The organism is Buttiauxella sp., from assembly GCF_035271705.1.
In the GTDB taxonomy this organism is placed as follows: domain Bacteria; phylum Pseudomonadota; class Gammaproteobacteria; order Enterobacterales; family Enterobacteriaceae; genus Buttiauxella.
This window is the reverse complement of sequence record NZ_DATERI010000186.1, coordinates 12,360-33,861: the sequence shown is the minus strand read 5'-3', so window position 1 is coordinate 33,861 and position 21,502 is coordinate 12,360. Positions and strand designations below refer to the sequence as shown.

Sequence of the window (21,502 nt, the reverse complement as noted above, 5' to 3'; positions counted from 1 at the left end):
GGCGAGGGGTTAGGCTCGTGGGTTTACATGTCACTTTGTTGGACCCACAAATGGAACGTCAATTGCTTCTCGGGCTATAAAAAAACCCTCTCATTGAGAGGGTTTGAATCAAGACTTCAAAGGCTTACTTAGCTGGAATGGCTTTCAGTAATTCTGTCAGCAGAATCCAGTATTGGCCTACGCTTTCGATATGCACTTGTTCATCTGGCGAATGTGGACCGGTGATGGTCGGCCCAATCGAAACCATATCCATATCTGGGTAAGGCTTCTTAAACAGACCACATTCCAGACCCGCATGGATGACCATGATGTTCGGTGTTTTATTGAACAGGCCCTGATAAGTTTCACGAACCAAATGCATAACGGGTGAGTTTGCATCCGGCTGCCAGCCAGGATAGCTACCTTTGGCAACGGTTTGCGCACCAGCAAGCTGGCCCAGCGCGTGAAGCATGCCAACGACATAGTCTTTACCGCTATCAATCAATGAACGAATTAGGCAGATGATTTCTGCGTTTTCATCACTCATTGTGACCACACCCACGTTCAGTGAGGTTTCCACAACGCCTTTCACCGCGTCGGAATTACGGATGACGCCGTTTGGCATGGCGTTCAGCAGACTCAGGAAAGTGTCACGGCTTTTGGCAATCAGCGCTTGCTTGTCGGTAGTGACCGGCTCAAGTAAAACATTGATGTTTTTCTCGACTGCTGCCAGTTCATTTTTCAGAATTGAAAGGAACTCGTTCGCAAAAGATTTCAGCTGTGCGGTTTTATCTGCCGGGACGGCCAGGGTAGCAAAGCCTTCACGTGGAATCGCGTTGCGCAGCGTACCGCCGTTCAGATCAATCAGACGAGCATCCAGTTCTGCTGCGTGAGCGAACAGAAAACGGGCCAGCAATTTGTTTGCGTTGCCCAGACCCAAATGGATTTCACCACCTGAATGGCCGCCTTTCAGACCTTTGATGGTCAGTTTAAAGGTTTCGTAACCAGCAGGAATCGCTTCGCGTTGCAGTGGCAGCGTGGAGATAAAATCAATCCCACCTGCACAGCCCATATAGATCTCACCCTCTTCTTCAGAGTCGGTGTTGATCAGAATATCAGCTTGTAACCAGCCAGCTTGCAGACCAAATGCACCGTCCATACCGGCTTCTTCGGTCATGGTCAGCAGAACTTCTAATGGACCATGAGATACAGAATCATCAGCCAGCACCGCCAATGCGGACGCCATACCGATACCATTATCTGCGCCCAGCGTCGTTCCGCGCGCTTTGACCCACTCACCGTCAATATACGGTTGAATCGGATCTTTGGTGAAATCATGGACTGTGTCGTTATTTTTCTGCGGCACCATATCGAGGTGAGCCTGCAGAACCACCGATTTACGGTTTTCCATACCTGCCGTCGCAGGTTTACGGATCAGGATATTACCGACCTGGTCGCGCTCTACATGTAGGCCTTTTTCTTTTGCCCAGGACAGAATATGTTCCGCAAGCTGTTCTTCATGATAAGAAGGGTGCGGAATGGAACAGATTTTGGCAAAAATATCCCACAGCGGTTGCGGAGATAATTGAGACAATTCAGACACGATGAGTCTCCTTGACATCGACTCTGCCGACTATTTTGGTTAGCAGAGACCAGGATTAATCTAAATGAAATACAACACAAGTAAGCATTGTGTGCTGGTTTGAGAATACCACTTTAACTCACGCTATGACGATCTAAAGCACGTAAAAACGAAAGGGACGAGCCCACAGCACTGGTTTTTAGTGCGCCAGGTCTCTATAATCTCGCGCAACCAAAACCCCTTTGAACATTTTTAAGCCGTTAATAACTGGCTGGGATAATTTCACATGAGCGAAAAATACATCGTCACCTGGGACATGTTGCAGATTCACGCGCGTAAACTGGCAAGCCGTCTGCTTCCTGCCGAACAGTGGAAAGGCATTATTGCCGTTAGCCGTGGTGGCTTGGTTCCTGGCGCCCTGCTGGCACGTGAACTGGGGATTCGTCATGTTGATACCGTTTGCATCTCCAGCTATGACCACGACAACCAGCGTGAGTTGACAGTGCTGAAACGTGCGGAAGGCGATGGTGAAGGCTTCATCGTTATTGATGACTTGGTTGATACCGGCGGTACCGCAGTGGCTATCCGTGAAATGTATCCAAAAGCGCATTTTGTCACGATCTTTGCCAAGCCTGCTGGTCAGCCTTTAGTTGACGATTACGTTATCGATATCCCGCAGGATACCTGGATTGAACAGCCGTGGGATATGGGCGTTGTGTTTGTACCACCATTGGCTGGTCGTTAATAGCCGTCATCCTTTGCACTGATTTACGCCCGGTAATGCCGGGCGTTTGTGTTATTTGCTTGCCGACAGAGTACAATAGCTGCATTCCTGACGTTTGTATGGAGGCAGAAGGCGATGGTACAGGCCAATCTTAGCGAAACGCTATTTAAACCCCGATTTAAACATCCCGAGACGTCGACGTTAATCCGTCGCGTTAAACATCAAACTGCCCCTGTTATTCAGTCTGCACTGGACGGTAAATCTGTTCCTCACTGGTATCGTATGGTTAACCGCCTGTTGTGGGTATGGCGTGGTGTTGATCCCCGCGAAATCCTTGAAGTTCAGGCTCGCATTGCGGTTAATCCGGCGGAACGTACCAACGCCGATCTGTTTGATACCGTCATCGGTTATCGCAGCGGAAACTGGATTTTTGAATGGTCTAAGCAGGCAATGCTTTGGCAGCAGAGGGCCAATCAGGAAACCGATAAAGTCCTGAGTGGCAAATATTGGTTACAGGCTGCCAATCTTTATAGCATTGCCGCCTATCCACACCTGAAAGGCGACCAACTGGCCGAACAGGCGCAAGTTCTGGCAAATCATGCCTATGAAGAAGCGGCTCCACGTCTTTCCGGCGGCTTGCGTGAACTGGAATTTGCTATTCCTGGTGGCGGTGCGATAACGGGATTCCTTCATGTCCCAAAAGAAGGGGAGGGGCCATTCCCGACAGTGCTGATTTGCGGTGGTCTGGATGCGTTACAAAGCGATTATTACACCTTGTTTGAGAAGTATTTTGCTCCTGAAGGTATCGCGATGTTAACCATCGATATGCCATCGGTCGGATTTTCTTCAAAATGGAAACTGACTCAGGATTCCAGTCTTTTACACCAGCACGTTTTGAAAGCACTCCCTAACATATCCTGGATTGACCACACCCGTGTGGCGGCGTTCGGTTTCCGTTTTGGTGCAAACGTCGCGGTGCGTTTGGGCTATGTCGAAGCGCCTCGTTTGCGGGCAGTTGCATGTCTTGGGCCGGTTGTTCATAGTTTATTGAGCGATGCATCACGTCAGGCTCAGGTGCCTGAGATGTATATTGATGTGCTGGCCAGTCGCCTGGGAATGCTTGATGCTTCTGACAACGCGTTACGCGTGGAGTTGAATCGCTACTCTCTAAAAACCCAAGGGTTATTGGGACGTTATTGCCCAACCCCGATGTTATCGGGTTACTGGGCGAACGATCCGTTCAGCCCAGAAGACGAATCTCGATTAATCACTTCGTCATCTGCGGATGGTAAGTTGTTAGCGATCCCGTTTAATCCGGTGTATCGCAACTTTGACAAAGCGCTGAAAGAAATTACCGGATGGATCAAGCAGAGATTACGTTAATGATTTGCTAAATTTCATGGGTTTGGTAAAACAGTTGCTTCACAACAGGAGATCGGAATGACGTTACCAAGTGGACACCCGAAAAGTAGATTGATCAAAAAATTTGCCTCGCTTGGCCCATATATCCGGGAAGAGCAATGTGAAGATAACCGTTTTTTCTTCGATTGCCTGGCTGTGTGCGTCAATGTGAAGCCCGCCCCGGAGAAGCGTGAATTCTGGGGGTGGTGGATGGAGTTGGAAGCTCAGGAAAAACAGTTTACTTACACCTACCATTTTGGTCTGTTCGATAAAGATGGTAAGTGGACCCCAACGGCTGCAAAAGATAAAGAAGTGGATGAAAGACTTGAGCTGACATTACGTGGCTTCCACGAGCGTCTACGTGAGTTATTAAGCACTCTGGGTCTTCAATTGGTACCCGCGGAAAATTTTGCGGAAAAACCAGTGAAGCTATCTGCATAAATATAAAAACCCCTTCTTAATATAGAAGGGGTTTTTATTTATGGATTAGAACTGATACACCATGCCTAATGCGACGATGTCATCACTGCTAATACCCAGTGGATTATCATCATCCAGTTGGTTAATTTTGTAATCAACGAAGGCAGACATATTTTTATTGAAGTAGTATGTTGCACCTACATCAACATATTTGACCAAATCAGCGTCACCGATCCCTTCAATATCCTTGCCTTTCTGCTGGACATAGCCTAATGATGGGCGTAAGCCAAAATCAAATTGGTATTGCACCACCGCTTCAAAGCTTTGAGTTTTGTTTGCAAATCCACCGGAAATGGGTGTCATATTACGTGTTTGAGAATACATCGATGCGACATACAGATTATTTGCATCATACTTTACACCGGTAGCCCAGGAATCAGCTTTATCACCTTCGCCACGGGCCAGCGCCTGTTGTGCATCGGTACGGTCAGAAGTGGTATATGCGCCACCAAGTTGGAAGTCACTGCCACCAAAATCATAAGTCAATGCTGTACCGAAGCCATCACCGTTCTGCTTAGATACATCACGGTTTTCGTTTTTACCTTGATACTGCAGCGTCATGTTCAAGCCATCTACCGCACCAAAGAAATCGGTACTGCGGAAGGTTGCCAGACCTGATGCTCGTTTAGTCATGAAGTTATCTGTTCTGGCAGAAGAATCACCACCAAACTCAGGGAACATATCGGTCCAGGCTTCTACGTCATATAATGCGCCGAGACTACGACCATAATCAAATGAACCGAAATTGGCGTATCTAACACCGGCAAAAGCATAACGTGTTTTGATTGTGGAACTACCTTCATCTTTATTACCTGAGAATTCGGATTCCCATTGACCATAACCTGTTAATTGATCGTTGACCTGAGTTTCGCCTTTAATGCCGAAACGAACATAGGTCTGGTCGCCATCTTTATTATTGTCATCGCTTAAATAATGCATCGCTTTGACTTTGCCATAAACATTAAGTTTATTACCATCTTTATTATATATTTCGGCGGCTTGAGAAGATGCTGAAGTAACAATGCCCAATACCATTAATGCCAGAGTGGTCTTTTTCATTTTTCATCCCAATAGTGTATACGCGCTAAAATTTAATCGGGAAATATCCCGTTAAAAAACGCAGAGAGTTTTATCGTTTGGAGATGAAAGATTTATGACAAAGTAAGATAAAGTATAAATAAACGTAAAAATTTATCCTTGTCATAAAACTGTCAAAATTTGCCGCTACGTTTACCGATTACTTCACACCAAGATCTCTATTTTCCTGCTGAGCCTGTTGGCAAGCCGCGTGACTCCTGTTACAACGTCATCTAGCATTTTAATTTTCCAATTTCGTTGAAACGGCAGAGAATCATGAGTGACAGCCAGACGCTGGTGGTAAAACTAGGCACTAGCGTATTAACCGGTGGCTCGCGCCGCCTGAATAGAGCTCATATTGTTGAGCTGGTGCGCCAGTGCGCACAACTTCATGCCTCCGGGCATCGCATTGTTATTGTGACCTCCGGGGCGATTGCTGCAGGACGTGAGCATTTAGGCTACCCCGAACTCCCCGCAACGATAGCATCCAAGCAATTGTTGGCGGCAGTTGGCCAAAGTCGATTAATCCAACTTTGGGAACAACTATTTTCTATTTATGGCATTCATGTTGGGCAGATGCTGCTGACACGTGCCGATATGGAAGATCGTGAGCGTTTCCTGAATGCTCGTGACACTCTGCGTGCTTTGCTTGATAACCACATCGTACCGATAATCAATGAAAACGATGCTGTTGCGACCGCAGAGATCAAAGTTGGCGATAACGACAATCTTTCTGCGCTGGCAGCCATTTTGGCTGGTGCAGATAAACTATTACTGCTGACTGACCAACAAGGGCTGTTTACTGCTGACCCGCGTAACAATCCAGAAGCGGAGCTCATTAAAGAAGTTCACGGTATTGATGATGCACTTCGAGCGATAGCCGGTGATAGCGTGTCAGGTCTTGGAACAGGCGGTATGGGCACGAAATTGCAGGCTGCTGATGTTGCCTGTCGTGCGGGTATCGACGTAGTGATTGCGGCTGGTAGCAGACCAGGAGTGATTGGTGATGTTATGGCGGGCACACCCGTTGGAACCCGTTTCCATGCTCAACAATCACCATTAGAAAACCGTAAGCGTTGGATATTTGGCGCACCTCCTGCGGGGGAAATTACGGTTGATGATGGCGCGCTTGCGGCGATCCTTGAACGCGGAAGCTCCTTATTGCCAAAGGGCATCAAAAAAGTCACTGGAAACTTTTCTCGCGGCGAGGTTATCCGTATTCGCAGCCTTGAAGGGCGTGATATAGCCCATGGGGTTTGTCGCTACAATAGCGACGCTTTGCGTCGTATCGCTGGTCATCACTCTCAACAGATCGGTGAAATTCTTGGCTACGAATATGGTCCGGTAGCCGTTCATCGTGACGACATGATCGTTAACTAAGGAGCAGGCAATGCTGGAACAAATGGGTAAAGCAGCTAAAGCCGCCTCTTATCAGATGGCACTGCTCTCAAGCCGCGAAAAAAACCGTGCGCTGGAACGTATTGCAGATAATCTGGAAGCTCAGGCTGAGGCTATTTTAGAAGCTAACGAAAAAGACCTGGCTGAAGCTAAGGTCAATGGCCTTAGCGAAGCGATGTTAGATCGTTTACAACTGACTCCTTCACGCCTGAATAGTATTGCAAATGATGTTCGTCAGGTATGCAATTTGGCCGATCCTGTTGGTCAAATTATTGATGGCGGGATACTGGACAGCGGGTTACGTCTTGAGCGTCGCCGTGTTCCGCTAGGTGTGGTTGGTGTGATTTATGAAGCTCGTCCTAATGTAACGGTTGATGTTGCCTCATTGTGTCTGAAAACAGGCAATGCAGCGATTCTGCGTGGCGGGAAAGAAACCTGGCGCACTAATGCAGCAACGGTGAAGGTCATTCAACAAGCGCTGACGGAATGTGGCTTACCAGCCGCTGCCGTTCAGGCGATTGAAAGTCCTGATCGTGCGCTAGTGAATGAACTGCTTCGTATGGATCGCTACGTTGACATGTTAATCCCACGTGGTGGTGCAGGCTTACATAAACTCTGTCGCGAGCAATCAACGATTCCAGTCATTACCGGTGGGATTGGCGTGTGCCATATCTTTGTGGATGAAAGCGCTGAATTTGATCCGGCGCTGAAAATTATTGTTAACGCTAAAACTCAGCGTCCTAGCACCTGCAATACAGTAGAAACTTTGTTGGTCCATCAGGGGATTGCTGCGAGCTTCTTGTCTTCGCTAAGCCAACAAATGGCCGAATCTGGCGTGACATTGCATGCTGACGAAAAGTCTATAGTTCTGTTGCAAGATGGCCCTGCGGAAGTATTACCAGTAAAAGCAGAAGACTACGACGACGAGTGGTTGTCACTTCATCTGAATGTGAAAGTTGTCGCTGATATTGATGACGCTATTGACCATATTCGTGAACATGGCACACAACATTCTGACGCGATACTGACCCGTACGTTACGCAATGCGAACCGTTTTGTGAATGAGGTCGATTCATCTGCCGTCTATGTGAATGCTTCAACGCGTTTCACCGATGGCGGCCAATTTGGTCTTGGTGCGGAAGTGGCGGTAAGCACGCAGAAGCTTCATGCTCGTGGCCCAATGGGGCTGGAAGCACTCACGACGTATAAATGGATAGGCTTTGGCGACGATACAATCCGGTCATAATTGATAGAGATTGGTATACAGATAATGCATAATAATATGGAAAGCATAAATATTGTGCGTTATCTGTGATTCTTATTTTGAGCATTTTTTACTGAACTATTAGAATGTTTTATTGATACTTTTACGACAATAACCACTCCATTCACTCCTAATAACTTACCCCTTCCCCATTAAAACAATTCCTATGTTGTATATCAATTGTGTATTTAATAACTTTATCTTATGTGATTTGTTTTAACATTATTAAATAATCAATTTATTTGATATTTATATAGATTTCGTTTGTGTTGGTTAAGCGGGGTTCGACATTGTGTTGAGGGTTGTTAATGTCATTTAATTTAGCAGTGAAATATCTCTGGATATAAATGTTCGATTTCGGACAGAACTCAATAATTAATTGAACGATTTGTTTTTTTAGCGTCATAATCCTTTCGTTAATACAACTACCTGTATTAGATATACTGCATTGACTATTGATGGACCAACATAAGATCTAGTCCCTGAGGAGGGATGATAAATGCACTCTTGGAAAAAGAAACTCGTTGTATCGCAACTAGCATTAGCCTGTACTTTGGCAATTGCTTCTCAGGCAAATGCTACTACTTATAACACCTTCGGTTATCACGATGATGCGACCACAGCGTTTAGCTGGAGTGATTGGGAAAACACCGACAAACTTAACTATATTACTTATGATGGTTATATCTATAACAATGCGGCTGATGGCGCTTATGATCAAACCTTCAATAATGATGTAGTCAATGGTGTTATCTCCACTTACTATCTGAATAATGATTATGCGGATGGTGATGCTAATACGCTGAATATTTCCAATTCAGTTATTCACGGAATGATCACATCTCAAAAAGTTTACGACCACGATGGCCATGATTGGACGAATGGTACAGATGTTGATTATAAATGGATTGACGGTGATGCTTTCACACTGAATATCGCTAATTCCACCATTGACGACGATTACGAGTATTTCTACTTTACAGACAGCTATTTGAATGCTGATGGTAAAGCGGCATCAGAACAGTATCGTACCGCTGATTATGCCTATTTAGGTGCAGCAGTAACGTTGGATGTTGAAAGTAATATCAACATCAGTGATAACTCTCATGTTGCCGGTATTGCTTTATCTCAAGGAGACACGAGCAATACAGATTACGCCAATGAATATCGTACTTGGGACAACAACATCTCTGTTGTTAACTCTACGGTGACATCTGGGGCGTACACTCCACTGGAAAACAAGGGCTTCTATGGCAATTCAGAAGAACCAAGTGACTATAACGGTGATGGCAGTGTAAACGACACCGCATTGTCTTTTGCTGATAGCTCAGCATCAAATTATGCGATGAAAAACAATGTAAGATTCGACCATTCTACCCTGATGGGCGATGTTGCATTTAACAGCACCTGGAACGCTAACTTCTATCCAAATGGTCACGACTCTACCGATGATGGAGTTCTTGATACCAATGGTGGTTGGGCTGACGATAGCCTGAACGTTGACGAGCTGAACATTACCCTGGATAACGGTAGTAAGTGGGTTGGTGCAGCTGTATTTACTTATAACTCTATTGGCCCTGCAACCATCTACGATGTTGCGGTTAACAGCCTTGAACCAAACTCTACTAATGATCATTGGGGCAATGTCGTTAATGATCAAACCTTCCAGAGCGGCGTGTTCAACGTTGCGCTGAACAACGGTTCTGAATGGGATACCGTCAACGCATCCAACATTGATACGCTGACTGTGAATAATGGTTCTCAGGTTAATGTCGCTGAAAGTTCCCTGCTTGCCGACTCTATTACTCTGACCAATGGTTCAACGATGAACCTGAGTTCTGGTGGTGAAGTGGGCACCGATCATCTGACGGTTGATGGCTACAGTAAAGTCGATTTGACTGATGAAACCACTTACCTGCGTGCTAACACCATTACCGTTTCTAACGGTGGTGAGTTCAGCATTGGTGCGGGTGATTTCGATGCTAACCTGTTTAGCACGGATACTATGGAGTTGACTAAGGGTGGTGTATTTAACATCAATAGCAGCGACTATGTATTAGATGCAGATTTGATTAATGGTCATACCAATACCACGAATACTCAAGATGCGACTTATGGTTATGGCGTAATTGCTATGAACTCTGACGGCCATCTGACCATTAATGGTAACGGTAATAGTAACAATGCTGATCAAGAATTCAGTGTAGATGATACCAACGATGGAACAGTAGCGGCTGCTGGTAACTACAAAGTTCGTATCAATAATTCAACTGGTGCAGGTTCCGTTGCTAATTATAAAGATAAAGAAATTATCTATGTTAACGATGTGAACAATACTGCAACCTTCTCTGCGGCTAACAAAGCTGACTTGGGTGCCTACACCTATCAAGCTGAGCAGAATGGGAATACCGTTGTCCTGAAGCAGGGTGAGTTGACTGATTACGCTAATATGGCGTTAAGCATTCCTTCTGCTAATACCAATATCTGGAACCTTGAGCAAGATGTGCTGGCAACTCGCCTGGCAAATGGCCGTCACACCGAAGGTGATACTGGCGGTGCATGGGTCTCTTATATCGGTGGCAGTTTCTCTGGCGACAATGGCGTGCTGAACTATGACCAGGATGTAAGTGGTATCATGGTTGGTCTGGATAAGCAGATCGAAGGCAATAGCGCTAACTGGACTGTCGGTGCAGCAGCAGGCTTTGCGAAAGGCGATATTAATGATAACAGCGGTAGCGTAGATCAAGACAGCCAATCTGCTCGTATCTACTCTTCTGCTCGTTTCCAGAACAATATCTTCCTGGATTCAACTCTGAGTTATAGCCATTACAGCAATGACCTGAGTGCAACCATGAGCAACGGTGCTGCAGTAAGTGGTGATGCTTCTTCCGATGCCTGGGGCCTTGGCATGAAACTGGGTTACGACTTGCAACTCAGCAAGGAAGGTTACTTGACTCCTTATGCTTCTATTTCTGGTCTGTTCCAGGATGGCGACAACTACCAGCTTAGCAATGATATGAAAGTGGGTAGCCAGTCATACGATAGCATGCGTTATGAGTTGGGTATGGATGCTGGATATACCTTCGATTATGGCGATCAAGCACTGACCCCTTACTTCAAACTTGCTTACGTCTACGACGATGCTAACGGCAATAGTTCTGATGTAAATGGTGATGAAATTGACAATGGAGTGGAAGGTTCTGCGGTACGCGTAGGACTGGGTACTCAGTTCAGCTTCACTAAAAACTTTGCAGCCTATGCTGACACTAACTACCTTGGTGGTGGTGATGTTGAGCAGGATTGGTCAGCAAATGTGGGTGTTAAGTACACTTGGTAATAAGATAAATAATTACGCAATTCTCAGAATATAAGGTTTTTGCCTCCCCTTAATATTCTACTTAAAGTGAATTGCATGCTTATAAAAATGCCTGTCTCGAGTAGAGACAGGCATTTTATTGGGTCATCATTAGATAAAGGAATATCTATTATGTTAATAAAACCATTAACCCCGCTAGAAGCTATTCGTAGCAGGTTGGTGGAGGTTGGCGAAAAATTCATTTTGCCAGCAAACAGTGAATTAAACATGTTTAATGAGAATGATGAACCATTAATCTGGTTCTTTAGCGAAGGGAGTGTTCTCTTACACAGGGAAATGGACCAACTGGTGATGGAACTCATATCAGCCCCCACGCTATTAGGTTTGGCAAATATATTCCAAGCGACTCAATTTAAATATCGCCTTGTTACCCAGACTGATTGTCAAGGGTTTACTGTTTCCACAAGGATTGCATCTGAAATTATTGAAAAAAATAGACTATGGCAACAGGCTTGTCACTGGTCAATCTATCTTGTACGTAGCTTAGAAAGGCGTGACTCTCGTTTTGTGGGGACAACGACTTATTCTCAGATTCGGACCACATTGCTCACGATGAACTCATGGAGTTATGATTTACGTGCGCGTACTGGTGTTATTAGTTTCGTGCAAAAAAGAACTAAAATTTCCCGTTCAGTGATTGCTGAAGTATTGTCTGCTCTACGTAAAGGCAATTACATCGAGATGGATAAAGGTAAGCTTATTTCGATAAGTCATCTACCCGTCAGTTATTGAAAAAAGCAGGTCTACATATCGACCTGCTCAACTCTCAAGACGCAGGGCTGGATTGAGAGGTAAACCCGCTTAGTTCTGTTACTAAATCATTTACACCGTCACTCATATTCACAAAACGAGTTAATGGCGAGCGAGTCACCACGACAAAGACCCCGACATTACTTTGGGGAACCATCGCCATATACGTAATGAATCCACCGCCTCCCCCTGTTTTTTGCACAATACCAGGTCGACCATTCTTCGGTGCCATATAAACCCAACCCAGTCCTAAAGCATCAGCTTTCCCAGGAACATCCATTCCAATGACTTTGGTGAGTTGCGCACGTTGATAAATGAGCGTCTGCATTCTGTCTGCTTGGGTATTACGACGATGGAAATCAGAACTCAGGAACTGCTGCATCCAGCGCATCATGTCGTCAGGAGTTGAATAAACGCCACCACTGCCAATTGCCGCCAGCGAATTATCGCAAGGGCTGGCACCTTTTTCTGCCACCATCAGGCGCTTGCATTGGTCCGGTGAAGGGGTAAATGTGGTGTCCTTCATACCCAATGGGCGGGTGATTTGTTCTTCGAACAACTGAGGATAAGGTTTACCTGCAGCACGAGCCAACGCATCGGCGAGAAGATCGAATGCGAGATTCGAATAAGAGGCAACCGTACCCGGTGCGTTTTTTAAACTTGCATTGGCGAGCCAATTCCAGCGTTGGTCACGCGTCGGCCAGGTAAACACTGTTCGATGTGCCGCACCGCCTGGTTGTTCACGAGGTAATGCACTAGTGTGCGTTGCCAGATTCACCAGGGTAATGGGGTTGCCATTATAAGTTGGGACTCTGGCTCCACTAGGGGCATATTTGCTTAATGGATCATTAAGCTGAACCTTACCCTGATCCAACATTTTCACCAGCATTTCACTGGTCATGAGTTTGGTCAGCGATGCAATGCGGATAACCGAGTCAAGTTGCGGGCGAATGTTATTGCCAGGTCTGGTCTCTCCAAAGCTTCTGAAAACGCGCTGGTTACCATCAATAACCACCATTGCCATGCCTGTAGCACCACTGCCGTAATAAATATGATTGGCATAACGATCTGCTATTTCCGAAGCAAAAACAGGATCGGGAGAGGTTTGTGCAAAACTCAAAAGTGGCAGCGCAGCAATGACGAGTGCTGCGAGACTCGGTAGACGAATTTTCAACGCGGGTAACCCATTAAACGAAGTGGAGCGATATTGATCGTATTTATACTACTCTATGGCGCTACGCAAACGTGGAAAATGAGGATTGTGATAAGAAAAAGCGTAACGCGGCATTTCAAGGGCATTTTCGTTTGTTAATGCACCACAGTTTACGGCCGCGGTGCAGTCTGTAGATTAGATTTATATCGACCGTTTTTTGAACGACTTTGTGCGTAGAACTCCTAATCCTTACACAATAAAGCGAAATACGTAAAAAAAAATGACAACATCTATACATGGCTTGATCAGAAAATGCGTATTATCAGAGTCACGCTGAACAAGTGTCGCAACTATTACCGCCATGTGGCGTCATAGTACGAGAACTACGTTGTACCGCTAATGAGTGACATCTTTATGCGATACACACAAATAACGCATACAGAAGCTGATAATGTCTAGTAAACCGCACTTTCAAACTGAACTCCTCCACCCTCGCTATTGGCTAACTTGGTTTGGTCTGGCTATTTTGTGGCTGTGGGTGCAATTACCTTACCCTGTACTACTGAAAATGGGCGACGTCATTGGTCGCACATCCATGCATTTTCTCAAACGCCGGGTGTCGATTGCCCGTCAGAACCTTAAATTGTGTTTCCCGCACTACACCGACGCGCAGATTGATGCCATCGTGGTGCAAAATTTCTCGTCGCTTGGTATGGGCTTAATTGAAACCGGCATGGCTTGGTTCTGGTCAGATGCACGAGTGCGTAAGTGGTTCGAAGTCAGTGGGCTTGAAAATATCACGGCGGCTTGTGATAAAGGGCAGGGCGTGATGGCCATCGGTGTACATTTTATGTCACTGGAACTGGGCGGTCGCGTGATGGGGCTTTGCCGTCCGATGATGGCAATGTACCGACCGCACAACAACAAAGCGATGGAATTTATTCAAACGCGCGGACGTTCGCGTTCCAATAAGGCCATGCTGGATCGCCGGAATTTGAAAGGCATGGTGAAGGCTCTTAAGGCAGGCGAAGCGGTCTGGTTCGCGCCCGATCAGGATTACGGTCCTAAAGGCAGCTCATTTGCCTCATTTTTTGCCGTGCAACACGCAGCGACCACTAACGGAACCTACACCATTGCTCGTCTGGCAAAACCCGCGATTCTGACTATCGTGCTAATCCGCAAGAAAGATGGTACAGGCTATCAACTCGTTATTGGGCCCGAGTTTAGTGATTATCCGCTGGATGACGAACACGCTGCTGCTGAGTACATGAACCGTAAGATCGAACACGAAATTATGCGCGCACCGGAGCAATACTTATGGTTACATCGTCGATTCAAAACCCGGCCCGAAGGCGCACCTAAGCTTTATACAGTTTAAAGCCAAAATAGGTCTGTGTTACGCTCCAGAATTCCTCGTTTAGTGAGAGCTTAATCATGACTGCCCAACGTGTACTGATGGTTATTGATATGCAAAATGGGGTATTTGAAGCCCCTCGTATTAACCGGGACATCTGCACGACACGTATTAACCAACTGATCAACGCCGCCGATAAAGTCATTTTTATTCAACATACTGAGCAAGGGTTGGAGCAGGGGACTGCGGCATTTGAGATTTTATCTGAATTAATACAACCGGTTGACGCGATTTATGTGACTAAAACAGCGTGCGATGCGTTTTACCGAACTGAGCTTGATGAGGTCCTCAATCGCTACCAGATTAACGAATTTGTGGTCTGCGGTTGTGCAACGGATTATTGCGTGGACGCTACTATTAAAAACGGAGCCAGTCGCGGTTATGCCATGACTGTCGCAGCAGACGCGCATACAACAGCAAATCGTCCGGCTGCGCTTGCCGAAGTGTTGATCGAGCATTACAACGATGTCTGGCGTAACTTTACGATTCCGGGAAATACGCTGCGGGTAAAATCTACCGCAGAGATCCTCGAGCAGTGGTAAAGCAATAAACCTTACATCCCTTGATACAACATTGAGTGAGCCTTATTCAGTCGGGATAGTTATATACCCGTCATACTTCAAGCTGCATCTTTGTTGGCGGCGTTCACGCACCCGAATCACTTACAACAGTAAGCTCATCGGGGTTTGTTCTCTTGCCGCCGCGATGCAACTCGAATTTTTTTGGGTATAACAATAAGAGTGTGATTTCAGGAGTGTTGTAATGTTTAAATCGTTTTTCCCACGCCCGACGGCATTTTTCCTGTCGGCTTTTATTTGGGCAATGATCGCCGTTATTTTCTGGCAGGCCGGTGGTGGCAATTGGTTTGAGCACATTGCCGGTGTGAAGGGAGCGGTACCCATTAGCGCCGCCCGTTTTTGGTCAATGGGTTACTTGGTATTTTATGTCTACTACGCTTTGTGTGTCGGCATGTTTGCGCTTTTCTGGTTCATCTACAGCCCGCACCGTTGGCAATATTGGTCCATTCTTGGATCTTCACTCATCGTCTTCGTGACCTGGTTCCTGGTGGAAGTTGGGGTCGCGGTGAACGCGTGGTATGCCCCGTTCTACGATTTAATTCAGACCGCGCTCAGCTCACCTCATAAAGTCACCATTGAGCAGTTCTATCATGAGGTAGGTGTATTCTTAGGGATCGCACTGATTGCCGTGATTGTTGGCGTGATGAACAATTTCTTCGTCAGTCACTACGTGTTCCGGTGGCGTACTGCAATGAACGAATACTATATGGAAAACTGGCAAATGTTGCGCAATATCGAAGGCGCTGCGCAGCGTGTGCAAGAAGATACCATGCGTTTTGCCTCAACTCTGGAAGATATGGGCGTCAGTTTTATTAACGCGATTATGACGTTAATTGCCTTTCTGCCGGTGCTGGTGACTCTTTCTGCGCATGTTCCTGATTTGCCGATTGTCGGACACATCCCTTACGGGCTGGTGATTGCCGCCATTATCTGGTCAATACTGGGAACGGGCTTGTTGGCTGTGGTGGGGATTAAATTACCCGGCCTTGAATTTAAAAATCAGCGTGTAGAAGCGGCTTATCGTAAAGAACTGGTATATGGCGAGGACGATGCATCCCGCGCCTCACCGCCCACGGTTAAAGAGCTGTTTGATGGTGTGCGCAGAAACTATTTCCGCCTGTACTTCCATTACATGTATTTCAACATTGCACGTATTCTCTACCTGCAGGTTGATAACGTATTTGGCTTGTTCTTGCTGTTCCCATCGATTGTTGCCGGAACCATTACCCTGGGCCTAATGACGCAAATCACTAACGTATTTGGCCAGGTGCGCGGTTCATTCCAGTACTTGATTAACTCCTGGACGACATTGGTTGAGCTGATGTCTATCTACAAACGTCTGCGCAGCTTTGAGCGTACGTTGCAGGATATTCCCGTGGAAGCGGCAGGTGAGTCAGTCTAAAAATTAAATCTGGCGGGGAGTCCCGCCAGATTGATTTAATGTCCCGCAGCTGGAGCACCAGGCGCGCCTGAACGAATAAACGGCGGGCGAGCGAACCAGATAATCACAATCAGCCCCATAAACCCCCATCCCAGAATCCAGAAGTAGTCGATGGTCGACATCATGTAGGCCTGCTGCTCGATGGTTCTATCGACAAACGCCAGATGCTGCTGTGTCGCGCCACCCATTTTCTCCAGATAATCAACCGCAGACGGGTTATAAATCGACACGCTCTCGGTCAGATTTGCATGGTGGAACACTTCGCGGCGTGACCAAATCCAGGTCGTCAGTGACGAGGCAAATGAGCCTCCCAATACACGGAAGAACGTGGCTAAGCCTGAACCTTCTGCCACTTCAGCACCTTGAAGATTCGACAACACTATCGTTGTTAACGGCATAAAGAAGAATGCCACGCCAATGCCCATAAACATCTGCACTTCAGCGATAGTGCGGAAATCTACGTTGGTATTGAACTGTGCACGGAACAAGCACGACGCACCCATTATCAGGAACGACATCGACGCCAGAATTCGTAGATCCACTTTGCCGGCATAACGGCCAACAATCGGCGTAAGTAACAGTGGCAGGAAGCCCATGGGGGCCGCGGCAAGTCCGGCCCAGATAGCGGTGTAACCCATCTGTGTTTGTAGCCATTGCGGTAGGATAATGTTGATGGCAAAGAAAGCCGCATATCCCAACATCAAAGCTGTAGTGCCAATCGCAAAGTTGCGTTCTTTAAACAGACGCAAATTCACAATGGGATGGCGTTCGCCCAATTCCCAAATGACAAAAGCCACCAGGCCAATCACTGAAATCACCGACATGATGATAATTTCTGGTGAGGCAAACCAATCAAGATCATTGCCCTTATCCAGCACCACTTGCAGCAGCCCAACGCCAATCACCAGCAATCCGATGCCGATATAGTCAATCGGTGCTGTAGTCGTGGTTTCTTCGCGCCCACGCATTTGTGTCCAAACCACAATCGAGGCAAAAATGCCTATCGGCACGTTGATATAAAAAATCCACGGCCAGGAGTAGTTATCGGTAATCCAGCCGCCGGTAATTGGCCCAACTATCGGAGCGACCACGGTCACCATCGACAACAGTGCTAACGCCATACCGCGTTTCATGGGCGGGAAGATGACCAGCAACAGCGTCTGGCACATCGGGAACATTGGCCCTGCGAAAAAACCCTGCATGGCGCGGAAAATAATCAACTCCGTCATGCTATGGGCGAAACCGCACAGGAATGAGGTGAGGGTAAACATCAGCACTGAGCCGATGAACAATTTCAGCTGCCCAAAGCGGCGGGTAAACCAACCCGTGAGCGGCAAGGCAATAGCATTACACACCGCAAACGAGGTGATAACCCATGTGCCTTGGTCCGCGCTGACCCCCAGGTTACCGGCAATCGTCGGTAATGCGACGTTTGCAATGGTCGAGTCCAGTACCTGCATGAAAGTTGCCAGCGACAGCGCGAGCGTCGCAAGTAGCAGACTGGGTGGCGTATACGCCGCCTTATCTTGCATAACGTCTCTCTTAATGGGTGCCTGAAGCTACCGCATTGCTGTTGTCATGAAGGATTTTGGCTACCACCTTGTCCGCGGCTTCCAGAGAATCTTGATAGACATCGGTGGTGAAGCGAGGCGAGCTAACCGTTTTTTGTGGCAGCAGGTGACCGTCTTCATTGCGAATATCCACACGTGCATTCATCGACAGGCCAATACGCAGCGGATGTTTCTGCATATCATGCGGGTCAAGTGTGATGCGCACGGGTAAGCGTTGAACGATTTTTATCCAGTTGCCGCTGGCATTTTGTGCAGGGAGCAGAGAAAAAGCACTGCCCGTACCGATACCCAGACTTTCAATGGTGCCAAGGTACTCGACATCCTCGCCGTAGAGGTCGGCACTGAGCGTCACTTTCTGCCCCAGGCGCATGGTGTTCATCTGGCTTTCTTTAAAGTTGGCATCGACCCAAACTTCATTGAGCGGCACAATCGCCAGCAGCGTAGTGCCCGAGTCCACACGCATCCCCAACTGCACAGCGCGTTTAGCAACATAGCCACTCACTGGTGCAACAATGGTGGTACGCGAGTTATCCAGATAACGCTGGCGAAGGGTTGCAACAGCGGCTTTGATTTCCGGATGGCTATCAATAACAGTGTCATCAACCATTGCCAGATTTGTACGCAATGCTTGTTGCGCGGAAGCCAGATCACTCTGTGCGCTGGTAACGGCATCGCGATAATGCGAGAGATCTTCAGCCGCAATTGCACCGGTCGAAAATATTTTCTGGCGACGCGCGTAGTCATTTTGAGCCGTTTGCAAGGCGACCTGTTTGGCGGCAACCTGCGCGCGGTAATTATCCGCTGTGCTGTATAATCCGCGCACCTGGCGCACGGTGTTGGCAAGGCTAGCTTCTGCTTGCTGAAGCGCTATTCTGGTATCGCTGGGGTCAAGCAACACCAGCGGTTGGCCTTTTTCGACAAAATCCCCTTCGTCTGCAGTCACCTGAGTCACTGTTCCGCTGATTTGTGGCGTCAACGCGACCTGATTACCGTTTACATAGGCATCATCTGTTGACTCATAAAAGCGAGCGTACAAGAAATACCACGTAAGACAGCCAGCGGCTGCCAGCACAAGAATCAGGATAAAAATAATAAAATTACGTTTGCGCTTACTGGATCGCTGAACGTGTTCTTCTGGAGTCGTTTCCATCTTTTGGCCTTTATACAGTGTTAACGATGTGGCGCAGTGATGTGATCCGGCAGCATTTTAGTCATTAATGCCACCAGTTGTTGAGATTCATCCTGCGTCAGGCGAGCGGTGAGATCGCTGATAATGGAGGCGAGCGCTTCATTCTGAAAACGGTCGCAAATCAACTGACCTTTGTCTGTAAGAGCCAGAATCACTTGGCGTTTATCTTGTGGATTAGGGTGACGAACGATGAGTTCGCGCTTGACCATGCGGTCAACCATGCGGCTCATCGCCCCAGCATCCATCACCAGGGCTTTACTTATCTCTACCGGGCTTGTAACGCCTTTATAAATATTAATCAGCACTTTAAATTGAGCTGCGGTGATATCCATGCCAGAGAAATATTGGCTGATAAGCTGGTCTTTAAACTGGTTTACGAGGTGGATAAGCAAACCTAGATGGAATTTGTTATCAATAATACCCGGATTGTTTTTCATGATACTTGCCTGGTCAGTAATTACAGGTGAAATTACTGACCAGGCAATTAACTGTCAAGTTTATGTCAAGAAGAGAGCACTTTATGTCAGTGTTCGAATTTGTCCTCAACAATCAGTCAAACTCCGATAAACGCTTGGGCAAAGAACTGTTATTGTTTCAAGAACCCAATAAAAACAATCACAACGGAACGTTATGACCACAGTGACTTTAAACAGACAGCATGGACTTTTCACACTGAGCTTGGGCGCACTTTTTGTTTTGGCAGGATGTACGACAAAAACATCTCCTTCAGTTTCGGAAACGGCAAAACCGGTAGATGTCGAAACTGTGGTGAAGCAGAAAATCCCTGCCAACGTAAAAGACCGTAACAACTGGGCGAAAGATTTAGCCATCACCTTTAAAAGCCAGAATATTGCGCCAAGCGAAGAAAATATCTGCTCTGTATTGGCGGTAGCGCAGCAAGAATCCAATCTGGTTGCTGATCCCGCAGTACCAAATTTGAGTAAAATCGCCTGGAAGGAGATCGACCGTCGCGCTGAAAAAATGCATATTCCGGTGTTTTTGGTTCATACCGCGTTGTTAATCAACTCGCCAAATGGCAAAAGTTACAGTGACCGTCTGGATAACGTGAAAACGGAAGGGCAGTTGAGCGCGATTTTTGATGATTTCATCGATATGGTGCCGATGGGGCAGAAGTTGTTCGGCAATCTGAACCCGGTTCATACTGGCGGCCCGATGCAGGTGAGTATTGCCTTTGCAGAACAGCACACCAGCGGTTACCCATGGAAAATGGAAGGAGCCGTTCGTCAGGAGGTGTTCACCAGGCGGGGTGGCTTATGGTTTGGCACCTACCATTTGCTAAATTACCCGGCGAATTACACTCAACCACTCTACCGTTTTGCTGATTTCAACGCCGGATGGTATGCCAGCCGCAATGCCGCATTTCAAAGTGCGGTCAGCAAGGCAACCGGTGTAAAGCTGGCGCTGGATGGCGACTTAATTTTGTATAACACGGATAAACCAGGCAGCACCGAACTGGCCGTCAGGAAGTTGGCAAACCAGCTTGATGTGAGTGAAAGCCAGATTCATCGTGCGCTGCAAAAAGGTGACAGCATCGACTTTGAGAAAACCGATTTATATCAGCAGATTTATGCGATAGCGGAGAAGAAAGCCGGTAAGAAGTTGCCACGAGAGATGTTGCCAGGCATTACGCTTGAGAGTCCGAAAATCACCCGTAATTTGACGACTGCATGGTTTGCGAAGCGAGTGGATGAGCGACGTGCTGCGTGTATGAAACGCTAAATCATGGAGACGGAGTCCGTTGGGCGGATAAACGAAGTATCATCCGCCAAAATGGAATTAAAAATGATAGCGATGGTGGAGTTTGCTTGCCACGCAAACCGCACCGAGTAGCACGCATCCCGCAAGAAACGGTACCAGACCAAAAACAGTGCTTACCGCAAATCCCATCTCAATATGCGGACGCGTGGTATCGTTACCTTGGGCAAGGTGTTCAAGTACGCCTGGCGCGTGAACCATCAAACTCAGGATCTGGGTACCGACCCAAAAACAGAGCAAAATGAACGCGGCGTAAGCCAGATTACTTCGGGTAGATCCCTCTGTTTTCGTTGTTGAAACCGTGGTTATTACGGGAACAACCTGTTTCGACAAACTCATATCAGCCATC

At 47.0% G+C, this 21,502-nt stretch carries 19 protein-coding genes; 12 read left to right on the top strand and 7 right to left on the bottom strand.

Going from position 1 to position 21,502, the window contains the following annotated elements:
* The coding region (locus VJY99_RS17015) for a hypothetical protein (RefSeq protein WP_324120583.1) at window positions 1-80 on the top strand (80 nt) is incomplete at its 5' end.
* Window positions 81-124: 44 nt separating this feature from the next.
* Here the strand turns inward: VJY99_RS17015 and pepD are convergent.
* The gene (gene pepD, locus VJY99_RS17010) at window positions 125-1,582 is read right to left on the bottom strand and encodes a cytosol nonspecific dipeptidase (RefSeq protein WP_324120579.1); all 1,458 of its coding nucleotides are present in this window, start codon (window positions 1,580-1,582) and stop codon (window positions 125-127) included.
* 265 nt (window positions 1,583-1,847) lie between these two features.
* Between pepD and gpt the strand changes: the two genes are divergently transcribed.
* The 3 genes from gpt to crl all read left to right on the top strand — a co-directional run bounded on the left by gpt (window position 1,848) and on the right by crl (window position 4,127).
* Window positions 1,848-2,306: a xanthine phosphoribosyltransferase gene (gene gpt / locus VJY99_RS17005; RefSeq protein WP_034457839.1), complete on the top strand. Its 459-nt coding sequence runs from the start codon at window positions 1,848-1,850 to the stop codon at window positions 2,304-2,306.
* A 114-nt stretch (window positions 2,307-2,420) separates the two neighbouring features.
* Complete coding sequence (frsA, locus tag VJY99_RS17000; RefSeq protein ID WP_324120576.1) at window positions 2,421-3,668, top strand: esterase FrsA; 1,248 nt, start codon at window positions 2,421-2,423, stop codon at window positions 3,666-3,668.
* A 57-nt stretch (window positions 3,669-3,725) separates the two neighbouring features.
* On the top strand, window positions 3,726-4,127 hold the full coding sequence (gene crl / locus VJY99_RS16995) for a sigma factor-binding protein Crl (RefSeq protein WP_324120574.1): 402 nt from the start codon (window positions 3,726-3,728) through the stop codon (window positions 4,125-4,127).
* A 45-nt stretch (window positions 4,128-4,172) separates the two neighbouring features.
* Here crl and phoE read toward each other — a convergent pair whose 3' ends face one another.
* The gene (gene phoE, locus VJY99_RS16990; protein ID WP_324120572.1) at window positions 4,173-5,225 is read right to left on the bottom strand and encodes a phosphoporin PhoE; all 1,053 of its coding nucleotides are present in this window, start codon (window positions 5,223-5,225) and stop codon (window positions 4,173-4,175) included.
* A gap of 294 nt (window positions 5,226-5,519) precedes the next feature.
* On the opposite strand from phoE, the gene proB reads away from it, so the two are divergent.
* The 4 genes from proB (at window position 5,520) to VJY99_RS16970 (ending at window position 12,013) form a co-directional block, all read left to right on the top strand.
* On the top strand, window positions 5,520-6,623 hold the full coding sequence (gene proB / locus VJY99_RS16985) for a glutamate 5-kinase (protein WP_324120570.1): 1,104 nt from the start codon (window positions 5,520-5,522) through the stop codon (window positions 6,621-6,623).
* 10 nt (window positions 6,624-6,633) lie between these two features.
* Window positions 6,634-7,887, top strand: coding sequence for a glutamate-5-semialdehyde dehydrogenase (gene proA / locus VJY99_RS16980; protein ID WP_324120568.1), 1,254 nt, complete (start codon window positions 6,634-6,636; stop codon window positions 7,885-7,887).
* A 517-nt stretch (window positions 7,888-8,404) separates the two neighbouring features.
* Window positions 8,405-11,242, top strand: a complete 2,838-nt coding sequence (locus tag VJY99_RS16975) for an autotransporter outer membrane beta-barrel domain-containing protein (protein WP_324120566.1) — start codon at window positions 8,405-8,407, stop codon at window positions 11,240-11,242.
* Between the two features lie 150 nt (window positions 11,243-11,392).
* Window positions 11,393-12,013: a helix-turn-helix domain-containing protein gene (locus VJY99_RS16970; RefSeq protein ID WP_324120564.1), complete on the top strand. Its 621-nt coding sequence runs from the start codon at window positions 11,393-11,395 to the stop codon at window positions 12,011-12,013.
* A 34-nt stretch (window positions 12,014-12,047) separates the two neighbouring features.
* Here the strand turns inward: VJY99_RS16970 and ampH are convergent, their stop codons facing one another.
* Window positions 12,048-13,205 (bottom strand): D-alanyl-D-alanine-carboxypeptidase/endopeptidase AmpH, encoded by a 1,158-nt coding sequence (gene ampH, locus VJY99_RS16965; protein WP_324120562.1) that lies wholly within the window; start codon window positions 13,203-13,205, stop codon window positions 12,048-12,050.
* A 430-nt stretch (window positions 13,206-13,635) separates the two neighbouring features.
* Between ampH and lpxP the strand changes: the two genes are divergently transcribed.
* The 3 genes from lpxP to sbmA all read left to right on the top strand — a co-directional run bounded on the left by lpxP (window position 13,636) and on the right by sbmA (window position 16,578).
* Complete coding sequence (lpxP, locus tag VJY99_RS16960) at window positions 13,636-14,562, top strand: kdo(2)-lipid IV(A) palmitoleoyltransferase (RefSeq protein WP_324120560.1); 927 nt, start codon at window positions 13,636-13,638, stop codon at window positions 14,560-14,562.
* A gap of 56 nt (window positions 14,563-14,618) precedes the next feature.
* A complete protein-coding gene (locus VJY99_RS16955; protein ID WP_324120558.1) occupies window positions 14,619-15,140 on the top strand; it encodes an isochorismatase family protein in 522 nt (173 codons plus the stop codon).
* Between the two features lie 220 nt (window positions 15,141-15,360).
* Window positions 15,361-16,578 carry a peptide antibiotic transporter SbmA gene (gene sbmA, locus VJY99_RS16950; protein ID WP_324120556.1) on the top strand — a complete coding sequence of 406 codons (1,218 nt, stop codon included), beginning with the start codon at window positions 15,361-15,363 and terminating at the stop codon, window positions 16,576-16,578.
* A gap of 35 nt (window positions 16,579-16,613) precedes the next feature.
* On the opposite strand, the gene VJY99_RS16945 is transcribed toward sbmA, so the two are convergent.
* Genes VJY99_RS16945 through VJY99_RS16935 form a run of 3 tightly spaced genes read right to left on the bottom strand, consistent with a single transcriptional unit; the run spans window position 16,614 to window position 19,814 of the window.
* Window positions 16,614-18,149 (bottom strand): DHA2 family efflux MFS transporter permease subunit, encoded by a 1,536-nt coding sequence (locus tag VJY99_RS16945; protein ID WP_324120554.1) that lies wholly within the window; start codon window positions 18,147-18,149, stop codon window positions 16,614-16,616.
* Window positions 18,150-18,159: 10 nt separating this feature from the next.
* On the bottom strand, window positions 18,160-19,338 hold the full coding sequence (locus VJY99_RS16940; protein WP_324120552.1) for an efflux RND transporter periplasmic adaptor subunit: 1,179 nt from the start codon (window positions 19,336-19,338) through the stop codon (window positions 18,160-18,162).
* Window positions 19,339-19,358: 20 nt separating this feature from the next.
* On the bottom strand, window positions 19,359-19,814 hold the full coding sequence (locus tag VJY99_RS16935; protein WP_324120550.1) for a MarR family transcriptional regulator: 456 nt from the start codon (window positions 19,812-19,814) through the stop codon (window positions 19,359-19,361).
* A 193-nt stretch (window positions 19,815-20,007) separates the two neighbouring features.
* On the opposite strand from VJY99_RS16935, the gene VJY99_RS16930 reads away from it, so the two are divergent.
* On the top strand, window positions 20,008-21,117 hold the full coding sequence (locus VJY99_RS16930; protein ID WP_324120548.1) for a DUF1615 domain-containing protein: 1,110 nt from the start codon (window positions 20,008-20,010) through the stop codon (window positions 21,115-21,117).
* A gap of 57 nt (window positions 21,118-21,174) precedes the next feature.
* Here VJY99_RS16930 and VJY99_RS16925 read toward each other — a convergent pair whose 3' ends face one another.
* A complete protein-coding gene (locus tag VJY99_RS16925) occupies window positions 21,175-21,501 on the bottom strand; it encodes a DUF2755 family protein (RefSeq protein ID WP_414641608.1) in 327 nt (108 codons plus the stop codon).
* Window position 21,502: the final 1 nt, after the last annotated feature.

What these genes read in the sequence shown, in the direction of transcription:
- gpt (WP_034457839.1), top strand. Translation starts at nt 1,848, where the DNA reads ATGAGCGAAAAATACATCGTCACCTGGGACATGTTGCAGATTCACGCG.
- frsA (WP_324120576.1), top strand. Translation starts at nt 2,421, where the DNA reads ATGGTACAGGCCAATCTTAGCGAAACGCTATTTAAACCCCGATTTAAA.
- crl (WP_324120574.1), top strand. Translation starts at nt 3,726, where the DNA reads ATGACGTTACCAAGTGGACACCCGAAAAGTAGATTGATCAAAAAATTT.
- phoE (WP_324120572.1), bottom strand. Translation starts at nt 5,225, where the DNA reads ATGAAAAAGACCACTCTGGCATTAATGGTATTGGGCATTGTTACTTCA.
- proB (WP_324120570.1), top strand. Translation starts at nt 5,520, where the DNA reads ATGAGTGACAGCCAGACGCTGGTGGTAAAACTAGGCACTAGCGTATTA.
- proA (WP_324120568.1), top strand. Translation starts at nt 6,634, where the DNA reads ATGCTGGAACAAATGGGTAAAGCAGCTAAAGCCGCCTCTTATCAGATG.
- VJY99_RS16975 (WP_324120566.1), top strand. Translation starts at nt 8,405, where the DNA reads ATGCACTCTTGGAAAAAGAAACTCGTTGTATCGCAACTAGCATTAGCC.
- VJY99_RS16970 (WP_324120564.1), top strand. Translation starts at nt 11,393, where the DNA reads ATGTTAATAAAACCATTAACCCCGCTAGAAGCTATTCGTAGCAGGTTG.
- lpxP (WP_324120560.1), top strand. Translation starts at nt 13,636, where the DNA reads ATGTCTAGTAAACCGCACTTTCAAACTGAACTCCTCCACCCTCGCTAT.
- VJY99_RS16955 (WP_324120558.1), top strand. Translation starts at nt 14,619, where the DNA reads ATGACTGCCCAACGTGTACTGATGGTTATTGATATGCAAAATGGGGTA.
- sbmA (WP_324120556.1), top strand. Translation starts at nt 15,361, where the DNA reads ATGTTTAAATCGTTTTTCCCACGCCCGACGGCATTTTTCCTGTCGGCT.
- VJY99_RS16945 (WP_324120554.1), bottom strand. Translation starts at nt 18,149, where the DNA reads ATGCAAGATAAGGCGGCGTATACGCCACCCAGTCTGCTACTTGCGACG.
- VJY99_RS16940 (WP_324120552.1), bottom strand. Translation starts at nt 19,338, where the DNA reads ATGGAAACGACTCCAGAAGAACACGTTCAGCGATCCAGTAAGCGCAAA.
- VJY99_RS16935 (WP_324120550.1), bottom strand. Translation starts at nt 19,814, where the DNA reads ATGAAAAACAATCCGGGTATTATTGATAACAAATTCCATCTAGGTTTG.
- VJY99_RS16930 (WP_324120548.1), top strand. Translation starts at nt 20,008, where the DNA reads ATGACCACAGTGACTTTAAACAGACAGCATGGACTTTTCACACTGAGC.
- VJY99_RS16925 (WP_414641608.1), bottom strand. Translation starts at nt 21,501, where the DNA reads ATGGCTGATATGAGTTTGTCGAAACAGGTTGTTCCCGTAATAACCACG.